Origin of the sequence: Nocardia asteroides, from assembly GCA_019930625.1 — a bacterium.
In the GTDB taxonomy this organism is placed as follows: Bacteria; Actinomycetota; Actinomycetes; order Mycobacteriales; family Mycobacteriaceae; genus Nocardia; species Nocardia sputi.
This window is the reverse complement of record CP082844.1, coordinates 6,388,991-6,403,960: the sequence shown is the minus strand read 5'-3', so window position 1 is coordinate 6,403,960 and position 14,970 is coordinate 6,388,991. Positions and strand designations below refer to the sequence as shown.

15 protein-coding genes are annotated in these 14,970 nt (G+C 66.3%); 8 read left to right on the top strand and 7 right to left on the bottom strand.

Annotation, left to right across the window (positions count from 1 at the left end; genetic code table 11):
- The first annotated feature begins 376 nt into the window (after positions 1-376).
- Positions 377-1,645: a DUF3754 domain-containing protein gene (locus K8O92_28970; protein ID UAK31740.1), complete on the top strand. Its 1,269-nt coding sequence runs from the start codon at positions 377-379 to the stop codon at positions 1,643-1,645.
- A 124-nt stretch (positions 1,646-1,769) separates the two neighbouring features.
- Here K8O92_28970 and K8O92_28965 read toward each other — a convergent pair whose 3' ends face one another.
- Entirely contained in the window at positions 1,770-2,039 is a 270-nt protein-coding gene (locus tag K8O92_28965) for a hypothetical protein (protein UAK31739.1), read from the bottom strand.
- Positions 2,040-2,420: 381 nt separating this feature from the next.
- On the bottom strand, positions 2,421-3,491 hold the full coding sequence (locus tag K8O92_28960; GenBank protein UAK31738.1) for an acyl-CoA desaturase: 1,071 nt from the start codon (positions 3,489-3,491) through the stop codon (positions 2,421-2,423).
- 312 nt (positions 3,492-3,803) lie between these two features.
- On the opposite strand from K8O92_28960, the gene K8O92_28955 reads away from it, so the two are divergent.
- Positions 3,804-4,988 (top strand): FAD-dependent oxidoreductase, encoded by a 1,185-nt coding sequence (locus tag K8O92_28955; protein ID UAK31737.1) that lies wholly within the window; start codon positions 3,804-3,806, stop codon positions 4,986-4,988.
- Between the two features lie 318 nt (positions 4,989-5,306).
- Here the strand turns inward: K8O92_28955 and K8O92_28950 are convergent, their stop codons facing one another.
- The gene (locus K8O92_28950) at positions 5,307-6,707 is read right to left on the bottom strand and encodes a DEAD/DEAH box helicase (protein ID UAK31736.1); all 1,401 of its coding nucleotides are present in this window, start codon (positions 6,705-6,707) and stop codon (positions 5,307-5,309) included.
- Positions 6,708-7,176: 469 nt separating this feature from the next.
- Between K8O92_28950 and K8O92_28945 the strand changes: the two genes are divergently transcribed.
- Positions 7,177-7,575, top strand: coding sequence for a TetR family transcriptional regulator (locus K8O92_28945; GenBank protein ID UAK31735.1), 399 nt, complete (start codon positions 7,177-7,179; stop codon positions 7,573-7,575).
- A gap of 71 nt (positions 7,576-7,646) precedes the next feature.
- Here the strand turns inward: K8O92_28945 and K8O92_28940 are convergent, their stop codons facing one another.
- The gene (locus K8O92_28940) at positions 7,647-7,808 is read right to left on the bottom strand and encodes a hypothetical protein (GenBank protein ID UAK31734.1); all 162 of its coding nucleotides are present in this window, start codon (positions 7,806-7,808) and stop codon (positions 7,647-7,649) included.
- A 280-nt stretch (positions 7,809-8,088) separates the two neighbouring features.
- Here K8O92_28940 and K8O92_28935 point away from each other — a divergent pair, with 280 nt between their 5' ends.
- Complete coding sequence (locus K8O92_28935) at positions 8,089-9,294, top strand: FAD-dependent monooxygenase (protein ID UAK31733.1); 1,206 nt, start codon at positions 8,089-8,091, stop codon at positions 9,292-9,294.
- On the opposite strand, the gene K8O92_28930 is transcribed toward K8O92_28935, so the two are convergent.
- The 3 genes from K8O92_28930 to K8O92_28920 all read right to left on the bottom strand — a co-directional run bounded on the left by K8O92_28930 (position 9,295) and on the right by K8O92_28920 (position 10,845).
- The gene (locus tag K8O92_28930) at positions 9,295-9,819 is read right to left on the bottom strand and encodes a MerR family transcriptional regulator (GenBank protein UAK31732.1); all 525 of its coding nucleotides are present in this window, start codon (positions 9,817-9,819) and stop codon (positions 9,295-9,297) included.
- Between the two features lie 235 nt (positions 9,820-10,054).
- Positions 10,055-10,489, bottom strand: coding sequence for a MerR family transcriptional regulator (locus K8O92_28925; GenBank protein UAK36003.1), 435 nt, complete (start codon positions 10,487-10,489; stop codon positions 10,055-10,057).
- Between the two features lie 5 nt (positions 10,490-10,494).
- On the bottom strand, positions 10,495-10,845 hold the full coding sequence (locus tag K8O92_28920) for a hypothetical protein (GenBank protein UAK31731.1): 351 nt from the start codon (positions 10,843-10,845) through the stop codon (positions 10,495-10,497).
- A 117-nt stretch (positions 10,846-10,962) separates the two neighbouring features.
- On the opposite strand from K8O92_28920, the gene K8O92_28915 reads away from it, so the two are divergent.
- From K8O92_28915 to ctaD, 4 genes are all read left to right on the top strand, one after another.
- Positions 10,963-11,340 carry a metalloregulator ArsR/SmtB family transcription factor gene (locus tag K8O92_28915; GenBank protein ID UAK31730.1) on the top strand — a complete coding sequence of 126 codons (378 nt, stop codon included), beginning with the start codon at positions 10,963-10,965 and terminating at the stop codon, positions 11,338-11,340.
- A gap of 32 nt (positions 11,341-11,372) precedes the next feature.
- Positions 11,373-12,458: an ACR3 family arsenite efflux transporter gene (gene arsB / locus K8O92_28910; GenBank protein ID UAK36002.1), complete on the top strand. Its 1,086-nt coding sequence runs from the start codon at positions 11,373-11,375 to the stop codon at positions 12,456-12,458.
- Between the two features lie 70 nt (positions 12,459-12,528).
- A complete protein-coding gene (locus K8O92_28905) occupies positions 12,529-12,939 on the top strand; it encodes an arsenate reductase ArsC (GenBank protein ID UAK31729.1) in 411 nt (136 codons plus the stop codon).
- Positions 12,940-13,113: 174 nt separating this feature from the next.
- Entirely contained in the window at positions 13,114-14,883 is a 1,770-nt protein-coding gene (gene ctaD, locus K8O92_28900) for a cytochrome c oxidase subunit I (protein UAK31728.1), read from the top strand.
- The last annotated feature ends 87 nt before the right edge of the window (positions 14,884-14,970 follow it).

The window sequence follows — 14,970 nt, the reverse complement described above, 5'->3', positions numbered from 1 at the left end:
GGCGGCAGGCCGGGGCGCGGTCACCTCCGCGTCAGCACGAGGTGATCCGCGCTTCGCTTCGAGCGTGCACTTCACCCGAGCCTTTTCGAAGTTCGGTGGTGACGTGCTTCTGACCCGTCCTTGGTCTGCCGGTGGCGTTGTCTCAGCCGTTGTCGTCGACCAGCGTGAAGGAGCCCGTGTAGCCGAATGCCTCGGCATTGTGGCGCGGTCGCGAGCACGAGCCGCATGATGTCGCCAAAAGCCTCCCGCATCGAATCGACGGTGGCTGCGTGCTGCGTGCCGCACGACCTCTCCGGATCGATCAACGATCGGCGGTGAATATCGGTTTCCCCCTAGGGTTATGGCCGACGGGCTGGTCCGTCGAGAGGAGTTGCCGATGGATGCCGAACACTTCCTGCCGTTCCGCAAGAGCGCGGTGATATCTCTGTGTACCGACGAACTTCCCGATGCCGAACGCGAGTCGTTCGCGGAGTTCGCTCGTCTGCTGGCGGCTTTGGTGCACTACGAGTTTCATGTGCGTGGTGAAAAGGTGCTCGACGCGTATCAGCTGGTCGATCCCGCGGAGGATGAACGGGCCATCCGTGCCGCGACAGCCGAGGATCGGGCGGCGGCGCGGGTGCGGGTGGAGCGGGAGCTGGTCGCGCTGGCCGAGGCGGCGGATTTCACGCGCATCGATGCCGCTGAGATTCAGCGCGCGTTCGCCGAGCACTCCCTGGTGAAGGTGCGGTTGGAGGTCGACGAGGAGGACATCGAGACGGCGATGTTCTTTCGACGGGGGGTGTCGCAGCGCACCGAACAGGTGAGGTGGTTGTTCGGTCTGCGGCGGCGCAGCATCGAATTCACCAGCTACGGCAAAGTTCTGGTGTACGTCGCTTTCGCCGAGCGTCCGGAGGCGGTCGTGGATCGCCCCAATGGCGGTGTGCTGCTGAAGCTGTTCCAGAATGTCCCGAGAAACGACCTCGAGATGCTGTATCCGAGCGTTCGGGTGCGGATGCGGCCGCTGGACAAGCTGCTGATCGGGGTGCCCGCGGTGGTCTCCGGAATCGTCGTGGTCGTCACGAAGCTCGTTGCCTCGTTGGGGCCGCTGGTGCTGTTGCTCGCGTTTTGGGCCGGGTTGCGCGAGGAGTCCGTGCCGTTGGATCAGGCCACGCTGGTCACCCTGGGCGCGGGGGTGGCGGCTTTCGGCGGTTACCTGGTTCGGCAGTTCTCCAAGTTCATGAACCGCAAGATCAAGTTGATGAAGACGCTGTCGGAACACCTTTACTTCAGCAATCTCGACAACGATGCGGGAGTGTTCCGTCATTTGCTGGGTGCCGCCGAGGAATCGGAGGTGAAGGAAGCCGTCCTCGCCTACCATTTCCTGCGCACGGCCGACCGCCCGCTCACCGCCGCCGAACTCGATCAACGCGTGGAGGACTGGTTTCGCAGGCAGTGGGGGACGAGCTTCGACTTCCAGATCCGCGACGGCCTGCGCAGACTCCGGGACTGGGAACTGCTCATCGAGCACGAGCACGCCGCACTCGGTGTGCTGCCGCCGGACGAGGCCAGGCAGCGGTTGGATCACCACTGGGACAACCTGTTTCGTGTCCGCCCTTCAGGAGACGGGACCGCCGATGCGCGCCGGGCCGCAGTCACCTCCGGCTGAAGCGTTCACCCAGACCGGACTTGCTCGCGCAGACATCAGCGCACCGACATCGCTGCCGCTTCTCGTCTTGCTCCCTGTGCTGCCGAACGCGGAGGTTCGATCCGAGGGGCAGTCGGGTGCGTGCTCACCGAGTGGGGATTTCCAGGCCGTTGTCCCGGAGGAAGTCATCTACTACGCGGGTGGCTCGCTCCGGGGTGGGGTCGGATTTGATCAGGGTGCTGATTCGCTGGGCTTGCGTGGTGGTCGGTAGGAAGCCGACCAGCAAGGCGGGCAGCAGGAGTCTGCGAGCCAGCAGCTCTTGCGCCGAGGCCACCCAGGGTCGGCGGATGACCGAGACGTTGACGCGGATCGCGTGTTCGTTGCCCGGCGGGACGCCCGGCCGATCGGTCTCCATTGCGGCATAACGAAATCCGTGCGCAAGTTACATTCCGCACAGTCCATCGGTCCGCGACCGAGCCGATTGCCGCACTCGTCGCAGACGATCCGATCGAGTGCGGCGTCCACGACCCGCCAGTCGTGCCGGTCGGGCTCGGCGACGACGAGTCGGGCGACCTCGGGCGCGGGTTCGCTCTGCCAGTCGAGGAAGAAGCGCCGCCACTCCTCCTCGACGATATCGTCGACCAGCCGCAGGCAACGATGGCACTGCGGGGCACCCGCGTACTCGTAACCGCGACACTCGACACACCGCACCACAGCGGCACCGACCTCCGGTCTCATACCACCCGATCCTCGTGCGACACGGCCACCGGCACCACCGAATCAAGCAGTGGATCGGTCAACGATTGCGTTGTGGCACTCCGGCCTCCGGGCGCAGGGGGGCGCCGACGTGGTGGAGGTGTCTCAGTGCCTCGCGGTAAGAGGAGAACAGCCCGGTTTCGTGATAGGGCACGCCGATCTCGGTGCAGTAGTCGCGGACGATCACCTGGGCGTGACGCAGGTTCGGCGTCGGCATGCTCGGGAACAAATGATGCTCGATCTGATAGTTGAGCCCGCCGAGGGCGACGTCGGTCAACGCGCCACCCCGCACGTTGCGGGAGGTCAGCACCTGGCGACGGAGGTAGTCGGGACGGTCGTCGCCGGTCAAGGTCGGCATGCCCTTGTGGTTCGGGGCGAAGATGCAACCCATGTACAGGCCGAAGAGGCCTTGATGCACGGCAAGGAACGCGAACGCTTTGTCGGCGGGCAGAACCGCGAACAGTGCGGCCAGGTACGCGGCGAAGTGGCCGAACAGCAGTGCGCCCTCCATTCCGCGGTGTTTGACCGATCGATTTCTGAGGGCGCGTACGCCGGCCACATGGAGGTTCAGGCCTTCCAGCAACAGCAGGGGGAAGAACAGGAACGCCTGCGTCCTCCCGATGAGACGAGGCAGACCTCGGCTGGACCGTGCCTGCTGTTGTGACCAGAGCAGAATGTCGGGTGCCACATCGGGGTCGAGTTCCTCGTGGTTGGGGTTGGCGTGATGCCGGGTGTGCTTGTCCTGCCACCAGCCGTAGCCGAGGCCGATGCCGGCGTTGCCCACGAGACGTCCCACCAGTTCCGTCGGCTGCCGTAGCCGGAAGACTTGGCGGTGTGCGACATCGTGCATGACGAGTGCGATCTGAGCGAACGTCACGGCCATGAACCCCGCGACCAGCAGCGTCCACCACGAATCGCCGATGAGGACGAACGCCGCCCACCCGGCTGCGAACGCGACGCCGACGAGGCTCAGCCGGACGGCGTAGTAGACGGGACGCCGGTTCATCAGCCCCGCGGCGGAGATCCGGCGCAACAGACGGGCGTAATCACCGTCGGCGCCGCGCTGCGGTGACCGTGGAGATGACTGGGGGACCAAGGCAGGTGTCGTCATAGATCTTCCTGAGAGCTCGAGTCGGGGACGCCATCTCCGTCCGTCGACGATGCCGGCCGGTCGATGTCGGAGCGGGGCGCCGATTTCGATATCTCGAAGCTATCGGCCGGATTCTCGTCAGCCGTAACCCTCTGGTATTACATGGAATCGGACTGCGGTGTGATATTCGGTGCCCAACGCGGATCGAGGCGGCCGGTCGGCACGCTCACCCCCTCCAGGAAGGGTGGTGACCTATATCACAGTCCAATTCTGTCAGGTTTCGCGCCGCTATCCGGTTCAGGAAGCGAACACCATCCAGACAGGAGTGAGACCATGAAACACCGCATCGTCGTTCTCGGCGCCGGATACGCCGGAGCCAACGCGGCCGGGCGCCTCGCCAAGCGGCTGCACCCCGCGGATGTCGAGATCACCCTCGTCAACGCCGACCCGGAGTTCGTCGAGCGCGTCCGTATGCACCAGCTGGCCGCAGGTCAGGAGCTGAAGAGCCGCGTGCTGACCGACGTCTTCGCGGACACCGGCGTGCGGGTGGTGTCGGCCCGGGTGGCCGCGGTCGATGCCGACCGCAAGACCGTCGACATCGTCGCCGCCGATGGCTCGCGGTCGATCACCTACGACACTCTCGTCTACGCCCTCGGCAGCGCCGCCACCGACTGTGGCGTGCCCGGTGTGGCCGAACACGCCTACGACATCGCCGGCAAGCAGTCCGCACTGCGGCTGCGCGAGCGGCTGGCGAGCCTGGGCGCGGGTGCGACCGTGCTGGTCGCCGGTGGTGGTCTCACCGGAATCGAGGCCGCCACCGAAATCGCCGAAGCCCGGCCGGACCTCGAGGTCGCACTCGCTGCTCGCGGTGGCCTCGGCGACTGGCTGAGCGAGAAGGCCCAACAGCATCTGCGCAAAGCGTTCGACCGGCTCGGCATCACCGTGCACGAGCACACCGACATCGCCCGCGTCGAGCGGACCGGCGCCCAGACCGCCGACGGCCGCACGATCCCGGCCCGAATCACCGTGTGGACAGCCGGTTTCGCCGTCCACCCGATCGCCGCGGCCACCACCCTGCAGGTGTCGGCGACGGGGCAGATCGTCGTCGACGACACGATGCGGTCGGTGTCGCACCCCGACGTCTACGCCGTTGGCGACGCCGCGCTCGCCCCCGGGGCGAACGGCGATCCGCTGCGCATGTCCTGCGCCTCGGGTGTCCCTTCGGCTTATCACGCCGCCGACGCCATCGCCGCACGTCTGACCGGTCGCAAGATCCCCTGCAATTCGATCGGCTACACCGCCCAGTGCATCAGCCTCGGCCGCCGCGACGCTGTGGTCCAGTGGGTCACCCCCGACGATCAGCCCAAGCCTTCGGCTCTCACCGGTAGGGCGGCCGCGCGAGTCAAGGAGTTCATCTGCAAGAGCGCGGCCTGGAGCATTTCGCACCCGACTTCGATGCTCCCGTCCCGCCGCCGTCACATCGCCACCGCCGAGCCGACCCGCGCCCTCACCGCGTGACGCCGCGCCCTCTGCGGGCCGTGTCGGACGGGACGAGCCGACACTGCCCGCCCTACTTCCGCCGCAGCCCTCGAAGATCCCACTCGGCCATGGTCTCGACCGGCCGAGTCGGACGGCCGACCAAGCTTTCGCGGCTACGCAATCGCACGGCAACCCATCAGGTGCGCGAGCGATGCCTCGCACCCGATGGGTTGCCCGCCGGTACCGGCTTCATCGGCCACGTTCACCAGCATTCGCTGTCCGGGAGTCCGCTGGCGATGCTCAGCACCTCGGCGATCTCGGTATAGGCCTGTCTGGGGAGCGACCGAAAAGCGGGCCCTATGCGGCCGTTCCGCGCGCGGAATGAGCGCGCGGCTTGGCGCGCGACTGCCCTTGCGCCGCATTGCCGTTGCGACGGCCGCTGCCTTGGCGCGGTCCGCCACTGCTCTTGCGGGGTCCGCCATTGCCTCGGCGCGGTCCGCCACTGCTGCGATACGGTCCGCCGCTGCTGCGGCGGTCGTCTTCACGTGCCGCCCGATCGCTGTAGGAGGGCGCGACGAATGGGGCAGTCGTGCCGACGAGCTCGGCCACCACGGGCGAATCGGCGGTGACCCGTTGCGGGGTCACCGTGATCTTGGCCTTGCGCATGAGGTCGGCCAGGTCGCGTCGTTCGCCGGGCAGCACCAGGGTGATCACTTCACCGGAGTTGCCCGCCCGCGCGGTACGGCCCGAACGGTGCAGGTAGGCCTTGTGTTCGGCGGGCGGGTCAACGTGCACGACCAGCTCGACACCGTCGACGTGCACGCCGCGCGCGGCCACATCGGTGGCCACCAGCACCAGGGCATCACCGGCGGCGAAGACCGCGAGGTTGCGGTCGCGGGCGCCCTGCGAGAGGTTGCCGTGCAGATCGACGGCCGGGATTCCGGCGAGGGTCAGCTGCTTGGCCAGTTTGCGAGCCTGATGCTTGGTGCGCATGAACAGGATTCGCCGACCCGAGCCCGAGGCGAGCCGGTGCACGAGCTCGCGTTTGGCTTCGACGCTCGCGGTCTCGAAAACATGATGGGTCATGGCGGCGACCGGGGAGTTCGCCTCGTCGACGGAATGCAGCTTGGCATCCGGCAGGAAGCGGCTGACCAGCTTGTTGACGCCGTTGTCCAGGGTGGCCGAGAACAGCAGGCGCTGACCGTCCTTCGGGGTGGCTGCGAGAATGCGGGTCACACCTGGCAGGAACCCGAGGTCGGCCATGTGGTCGGCCTCGTCGATAACGGTGACCTCGACGGCATCCAGGGAGATCAGACGTTGGTTCATCAGATCCTCGAGCCGGCCGGGGCAGGCGACGACAATGTCGACACCGGCGCGCAGCGCCCGGACCTGCCGGTTCTGCGGGACCCCACCGAAAATCGTGGTGACGGTCATGCGATAGGCCGCGGCGAGGGGTTCCAGCGCGGCCGCGATCTGGGTGGCCAATTCCCGAGTCGGCGCCAGCACCAGGCCGGTCGGTCGGCTCGGTGCGCGTCTACCGGCGAGACCGCCGCCGAGACGGTTGACCATCGGAATGGCGAAAGCGAGCGTCTTGCCGCTGCCGGTCCGGCCACGGCCCAGCACGTCGCGTCCGGCCAGCGAATCGGGCAGGGTGTCGGACTGGATCGGAAAAGGTTCGGTGATCTGGGCGCGAGTCAACGCCTTCACCAGCGGTGCGCTCACGCCGAGCGCGGCAAAAGAGATGTCAGCAGAACTCATATGTGTTGCGGTGCCTTTCGGGCATCAGGTGGTGCCCGGGCCGTCTGCGGACCTTGCGGGTCCGCGCCGGGGGCACGAAATGGCGAGATTGCCGATGGGCAAAATCGATCGCCGTAATAAGAGCGGATGCGGCAAGCGCTGGTTGCGAAGCGAATGCGATCTACGACGCTTGGCGTGACAAGTCACGCACCTGATCGACAATAGCCTGTGATGGGGTGGTTCGTACTCATCGGGTGAGGTTTCTCGCATCTGGCCACGGCTGGGCAGCCGAACTCCTGCTCGCCCGCCCCGTTACAGCGAACCCTCGGACACGCCGTCGCCGAGCGCGTCGACCAGCGGGTCGTAGGAGGACATCGACTTGCCGAAGCCATGGGCGAGGACGACGACCGGGACGTCGGTGCCCGAAGCCGGGGCCGACACCCGAACCTGCAAGTCGTCGCCGCGCTCCGGCGCGGGTAGGGCGACCGGCTTGATGGACCTCGTCGCCGCGGTCTATCGGCACCAGGTCGAAGCATGCGCGGAGGCCGTGCCCGCCCTGCTCGAAACAGCGACCTCGCCGTCCGACGCGTTGCGTCGATGGGTCGATCTGTTCGTCAGTTTCCTGGCGACCAAGCATGGCCTAGCCGCCGCTCTGCGCAACGACCCCGACGGCTTCACCGGTCTGCACGCCCTGTTCCTGGATCGCCTCGTACCAGCACTGGACAACATCCTCGCCACCGCCCGCAGCGCCGGCGAATTCCCCGCCGATATCACCGCCTACCAGCTGATGCGCGCGATCGGCGACATCTGCGCGGGCGCGGAAACAGCAGATCCGAATTACGATGCGCGCCTGACCATTCGACTGCTGCTCGACGGCTGCCGCCGGTAGGTTCATTGCAACGGGCATCGATCTCGGTTTTCTGGCCGCCGGTGCGCTGCACGAGTTCCCGGCCGGGGGCTTCACAGCGAGGCCTGGACCGAGGTGGTGCGCCGCGAATTGTCCGAGAACGCCGCCGCCCGGAGGGGTCGCGAGGGAATGTGGCCGTCGACTTGTGGTGGGTCGCGGTGTGGGCAGGAAATGTACGGGGCGACGAGTTGGGCGGCGAGGGGCTGGGTCGACATCGCTGGCATTCAAACCCCCGGACGACGAGAAGGCCTGTTACGGCGGAGTCCTCGACGATGACGTGGGCCGGGTCGATGGGTGTGCGGCGATCAGCTGGTAGCGGAAGGCGAATCGAGCTCGGCGAGATCGGCTGCGACTCCCTTTGGTTCATCGACACAGCATGGGCCTGCGAACCGCGATCCGGAATCAAGTGCGATCAATCGACCTTGACCTGAAGTCGACTTCAGCTGACATAGTCGCGGTACGGATCTCGACCGTGTCGAAAAGAGGTAGATCGTCGTGACTTCGCCATTGAAGGTGGCCATCGTCGGAGGGGGCATAGGTGGTGTCAGTGCAGCGCTCGCGGTGCGGCGTGCCGGGCATGAGGTGGTGTGTTTCGAACGGTCCAGCGAGCTCGGCGAGGTGGGAGCTGGAATCCAGATCGGGCCGAACGCCTCACGGCTACTGCACCGCCTCGGGTTGTCCCACGCGCTCGCCGCCGTGGCCGTCGAGCCGGCCCGCGTGCAAATTCGCCGGTGGAATTCGGGAAAGATCATCAAGGAAATCGACGCCGGTGGTCATGTTGCCGCGATCTATGGTGCCCCGTACTACACAGTGCACCGCGCCGATCTGCACCGCGTGCTCGTCGATGCCCTACCTGGCGGAGTCATTCGTACCGGCCTTCGCTGTGTCGGCGTGGACCAGGACGACGACGGGGTGAGTCTCCGATTCGACGACGGCTCTGGTCATCGTGCGGACGTCGTTATCGGCGCCGACGGTCTCGGCTCCGAGCTTCGCCGGCTCCTCCATTCCGGCGCAGCGCGTTTCTCCGGGAAGGCCGCCTGGCGCGTCCTGGTCCCCGTCGATTCCGTCGCGCACCTGGCCGAGCCGCCCATGACGCGGATGTGGCTCGGGCCGGGCAAACACGTTGTCTGCTATCCGATCTCCGCGGGCAGTCTGCTCAACCTGGCCGCGGCGGTGCCCGCCCCGGACGCGGACATCGAATCCTGGACTCGCGAGGGCCCGGTCGATGAATTCGCCGCCACGATGGCGGGCTGGGATCCCGATCTGCACACGATCCTCGCGGCCGCGACGACGACTCTTCGGCTGCCCCTTTTCGACCGGCCACCCCTCGAGAAGATCGGACTGGGACGGGTAACCCTGCTCGGCGACGCCGCGCACCCCATGCTGCCCTTCTTCGCCCAAGGTGCGGCCCAAGCGATCGAGGACGCCTGGGTGCTGGGCCGCAGCCTCGACGGGGTGAGCAGGGCCGGCGTGCCGGACGCGCTTCGTCGATATGAGCGAGCCCGGCACGCCCGCACCGCCACCGTCCAGCAACGATCCATCCGTAACGGTGATCTGTTCCAGTTGCCGGACGGCATCAGGCAGCGGGCTCGCGACGTGGTCATGCGCGGGTTCACCCTCAACCGGTTCGATTGGCTCTACGGCTACGACGCCGATCGTGCCGTGGCAGCAGGTGCTCGACTCCCCGGCCGGTCATGCTGACTACGGGCGGCCCTTCCGCCCGTCGATGGATAGTTCGGTCAGTGCTTCGGAGCGTCGCTGAGGCTGCCGCGGCGTCCGCGGTGCGTGATCACAGGAACGGTCGCCGACAGACTTCAGGTACCTGTCGATCTCCTCGGCAAGGTATGGGCCTCCGTCGATCGGGTCATCGCGCTGGCATGTCAACGTGTGGGACAGGTAGGCCTGGGCCGCCTGCAACCGAAGCCGCTGCTCCTCGCAGGCGGCCAGGCGCGCCCGGACAACCTGCCGCCACCCTCCCGAGTGGTGTTCGCCGCTCAGCACCGTGCGGATCTCATCAAGACTCATCAGCGCTGTCTGCTGCAACAGTTGGATCAACGCGATCCGCCGTACGCCCGCCGCGTCGTACCGCCGCCGCACGGACTCATGAGCAATAGGCACCAGCAGGCCCTGCTTTTCCCACCACCGCAGCGCGGGCACCGCCACGCCGCACCGCCTGGCCACCTCGCCGATCGAGAACGTTACCGGCTCCTGAGCAGACCTCGGCATGAAGCCGACTTCAGCGATCCAGCGCCTCCAGTCGCGAGGCCTGGTCGAAGGTGTTCGACGCACGCACGATCGCCGCGCGGTCGAGTTGCGTTCCACGCTGGCGGGGATGCGCTGCTGCGGGAGGCCGAGGAGATGATCGCGTCCGTGCTCGGCGAGGTCGGTTATCCGATCGACGCGGTCGTCGAGTTGCGCGACCAGGTCAACGCTCGGTGAACGCTGGGACGCGGTGGCTCATTCAACAGTCACGGTGGCATCCGGTGACGTCGCTGTGATCGTCGGTGAAGGGCACTGGGCAGCGCGGGCTTTCACTGCATGCGATCAGGTCGTCGCATCCGGCCGCGATCGCGGCGCGCAGGGTGTCGCGCACCGCGGTCAGCTCGGCGAGCTTCGCGTCGATCTCCGCCAGTTTCGCCGTCGCGCGGGTTTGCAACCCGGCGTCGGCGCGTCGGCGCCCGATCCGGGTGAGGTCGAGCAGTTCGGCGATCTCTTCGAGGGTGAACCCGAGCCGCTGGGCGGCCTTGATCACCCGCAACACCGTCAGCGCTTCCTGCGGATACAGCCGGTGTCCGCCCAGTGACCGCTCCGGTTCGGCGAGCAGCCCACGGCGCTCGTAGTACCGCAGCGTTTGGGTATTCACCCCGGCGGCCGCGGCAAGCCGGCTGGTGCGCAACCCGGTCAACGCCGGTCCCCGCCGATCGCGGCATCGACCCGCACCGCGAGCGCGTCGAGGACCTCGACCTGGTTGCCGGGCACCTCGATGCGCATCACCAGCCCATCGATGGTGGAGTCGAAGGTGAAGGCGAAGAAAGAACAGCAGGCGGACTCGCGGGCGGCAAGATCGCGGGCGGTGGGTTCGGCGTCGGCGTCCAGCAGCAGATCCAGCCGTGTGCGGGTCGGCTGGCGCGCGCGCCGCACGAACTCGGCGAAGAAGCGGTCGAACTCCGCGACCCGAACCGGTTGCTCGGCGGTGGGCAGGGTGCAGGAGTCCGGCACCCGATCGCCGGGAGAAGGCGTGATCATCGTCATGACCTCACGGTAAGCCTGTACCTGGGTACCGGATGCAACCCGAACGGAACAGTCCGTGCACTCTGTTCGCCCACTGTTCGCTTGCGATCCAGTATTGATATCGATCAATATAGGTCCATGTCGAAGTCGCAGCTTCCGATCGTTCCCGTACAAGCGTGTACGGCCGCGCCGATCGTGCGCCAACCGTTGCCCGCGCAGACCGCCGCCGAGCTGGCGGGTGTGTTCAAGGCGCTGTCGGACCCGGTGCGGCTGCGGATGCTGAGCGCGATCGCCTCGCGCGAAGGGCAGGAAGCGTGCGTGTGCGATCTGTCCGAGGGCATCGACCTGACGCAGCCGACGATCTCACATCATTTGAAGGTGCTGCGCGAGGCCGGGCTGCTGGCCAGCGAGCGCCGCGCCTCCTGGGTCTACTACCGGGTGATCCCCGAGGCGCTGCAACGGTTGTCGGATGTGCTGCTGGTCGAAAGCGGCGCCGCCGCGGGGGTGCACGCGTGAGCGCCGCCACCACAACACGCGACCATGCCGTGGTGGCGAAGCTGTCGACGCTGGATCGGTTCCTGCCGGTGTGGATCGGTGTCGCGATGGCCGCGGGCCTGCTGCTGGGGCGGATGATCCCCGGTCTGGGGAATGGGTTGAGCGCGGTGGAGATCGATGGCATTTCGCTGCCGATCGCGATCGGGCTGCTGATCATGATGTACCCCGTTTTGGCGAAGGTGCGCTATGACCGGCTCGACACCGTCACCGGCGACCGCAAGCTGCTGATCGGGTCGCTGGTGTCGAACTGGGTGCTGGGTCCAGCGCTGATGTTCGCTCTGGCATGGCTGTTGCTGCCGGACCTGCCGGAGTACCGCACCGGGTTGATCATCGTCGGGTTGGCGCGCTGCATCGCGATGGTCATCATCTGGAACGATCTGGCTTGTGGCGACCGCGAAGCCGCCGCCGTGCTGGTGGCGTTGAACTCGGTGTTCCAGGTGCTGATGTTCGCGGTGCTGGGCTGGTTCTACCTGTCGGTGCTGCCCGGCTGGCTCGGGTGGCAGCAGACCACGATCGACACCTCGCCGTGGCAGATCGCGAAATCGGTGCTGATCTTCCTTGGCATCCCCCTGCTGGCGGGTTACGTGACCCGCCGCTACGGCGAACGCGCCAAAGGCCGCGCTTGGTATGAATCCACACTGCTGCCCCGCATCGGGCCGTGGGCGCTGTACGGGCTGCTGTTCACGATCGTGATCCTGTTCGCCCTGCAAGGCGAACAAATCGCCTCCCAACCCCTCGACGTCGTGCGCATCGCGATCCCGCTGCTGGCCTACTTCGCCATCATGTGGGGCGGCGGCTACCTCTTCGGCGCTGTGATGGGCTTGGGCTACGAACGCACCACCACACTGGCGTTCACCGCGGCGGGCAACAACTTCGAACTCGCCATCGCCGTCGCCATCGCCACCTACGGCGCCACCTCCGGCCAAGCCCTCGCCGGAGTCGTCGGACCCCTGATCGAAGTCCCCGTCCTCGTCGGGCTGGTGTACGTCTCCCTGGCACTACGCACACGCTTCCGTCTCACCACCCCCGCCGCACCCACACCTGCCGACTCGACGCAGGAAAAGGTGCTCGAGCGATGAGCGTGACCCGCGCACTGCTGTTGGTGCCGACCGTATCCGACATCTCCACCAGCTGAAAGGCCATTGATTCATGGCATCCAAGCCCAGTGTTCTGTTCGTCTGCGTCCATAACGCCGGCCGCTCCCAGATGGCCGCAGGCTTCCTCGCCCACCTCGCCGGAGACGAGATCGAAGTTCGCTCAGCAGGTAGTGCACCCGCCGAATCCATTAATCCGGCCGCGGTCGAGGCCATGCGCGAGATCGGCATCGATATCTCCGACCGATCGCCCAAGATTCTCACTTTCGACGCCGTGGAAGCCTCCGATGTCGTCATCACGATGGGCTGCGGTGACACCTGCCCGGTATTTCCAGGGGTGAGCTACCGGGATTGGGTGCTCGAGGACCCCGCGGGCAAGGGTGTCGAGTCGGTGCGCCCGATTCGGGATGAGATCAAGACTCTCGTCGAGGAACTCGTCGCCGAACTTCTGCCCGCGCACACCTGACCACGAAACCGTTCGCCGGGCCGCAGCCTCGCCTGTGGGTCGGTACGCGCCATGGCCACCGATCGGGAACGGTCATCGAGAGAACACCGAGCGGGCGAGCCTCGCCTTTCACCCGGGTTTAGAGCCTCGATTCCCGGGTACGGCGTGCGCGTCCGACCAGGAAGAAGGTGCACGATGGCTGCGATGGCGCGTGAAATTCCACCTGTCGAGGCGACGCGGCCGTACCCCGCGCGAGTCGGGCCGAAAGGCTCGTTCCTGTGGAAAATGGTCACCACCACCGACCCCAAAGTGCTCGGAATCCTGTATCTCACCTCGGCGACCGGGTTCTTTCTGATCGGCGGCTTGATGGCGCTGCTGATGCGCGGAGAACTCGCCGCGCCCGGACTGCAATTCCTCTCGCCCGAACAATACAATCAGCTGTTCACCATGCACGGCACCATCATGCTGCTGTTCTACGCGACACCGGTCGTCTTCGGTTTCGCCAACGCCATTCTGCCGTTGCAGATCGGCGCTCCGGACGTGGCGTTCCCCCGGCTGAACGCGTTCAGCTACTGGCTGTATCTGTTCGGGGCTAGCATGGCCACCGCGGGTTTTATCACTCCGGGCGGCGCGGCTGATTTCGGGTGGACCGCTTATACCCCGCTCAGCTTGTCCGAGCACGCGCCGGGAGTGGGCGCGGATCTGTGGATCATGGGTCTCGCCGTCTCCGGTCTCGGCACCATCCTCGGCGCGGTCAACATGACGACCACGGTGATCTGCCTGCGTGCGCCGGGGATGACGATGTTCCGGATGCCCATTTTCACCTGGAACATTCTGGTTACGAGCATCCTGGTGCTCTTGGCCTTTCCGATCCTCACCGCGGCGCTGATGGCGCTGGCCTATGACCGGCATCTGGGTGGTCACATCTACGATCCGGGCACCGGGGGCACGATCCTGTGGCAGCACCTGTTCTGGTTCTTCGGGCATCCCGAGGTGTACATCATCGCGTTGCCGTTCTTCGGCATCGTCACCGAGGTGATTCCGGTGTTCAGCCGCAAACCCATCTTCGGCTACACCGCCCTGGTCTACGCCACCCTGGCCATCGGCGCTTTGTCGGTGGCGGTGTGGGCGCACCACATGTACGCCACCGGCGCGGTCCTGTTGCCGTACTTCTCGCTGATGACCTTCTTGATCGCCGTACCGACCGGGGTGAAATTCTTCAACTGGATCGGCACCATGTGGCGGGGCCAGTTGACCTTCGAGACACCGATGCTGTTCTCGGTCGGGTTCATCGTGACATTCCTGCTCGGCGGCCTGTCCGGCGTCATCCTGGCCAGCCCGCCGCTGGATTTCCACGTGCACGACACCTATTTCGTCGTCGCCCACTTCCACTACGTGTTGTTCGGCACCATCGTGTTCGCCACCTTCGCGGGCATCTACTTCTGGTTCCCCAAACTCACCGGCCGCTTCCTCGACGAGCGGCTCGGCAGAATCCATTTCTGGACCACCCTGATCGGATTCCACCTGACGTTCCTGATCCAGCACTGGCTCGGCAGCATGGGAATGCCTCGCCGCTACGCGGACTACCTGCCCGACGACGGATTCACCGCGCTCAATACCGTGTCCACGATCGGCTCTTTCCTGCTAGGCGTCTCCATGCTCACCTTCGTGTGGAACGTGTTCAAGAGCTGGCGATACGGCGAGGTCGTGACCGTCGACGATCCGTGGGGCCAAGGCAACTCCCTGGAATGGGCGACCACCTCACCACCACCGCGGCACAACTTCTACGAACTGCCGCGCATCCGCTCCGAACGCCCGGCCTTCGAACTGCACTATCCCCATATGTCCGAACGCATGCGCACCGAAGCCCACGCAGGCCGCACCACCCACGTCGCTCACGCTGTGGTCGCGGCAGCGGACCGGCAAGCCGACGTCGACGAGAGGCCGGCATCCGACCAACAATGAGCAGCCGATCCGCGCGGCTGGCTGCGGTGCAGACCGATTGCGAGTATGGCCGGAAATCTCGATATCGCGTCCGTATCTCTCCTCCGG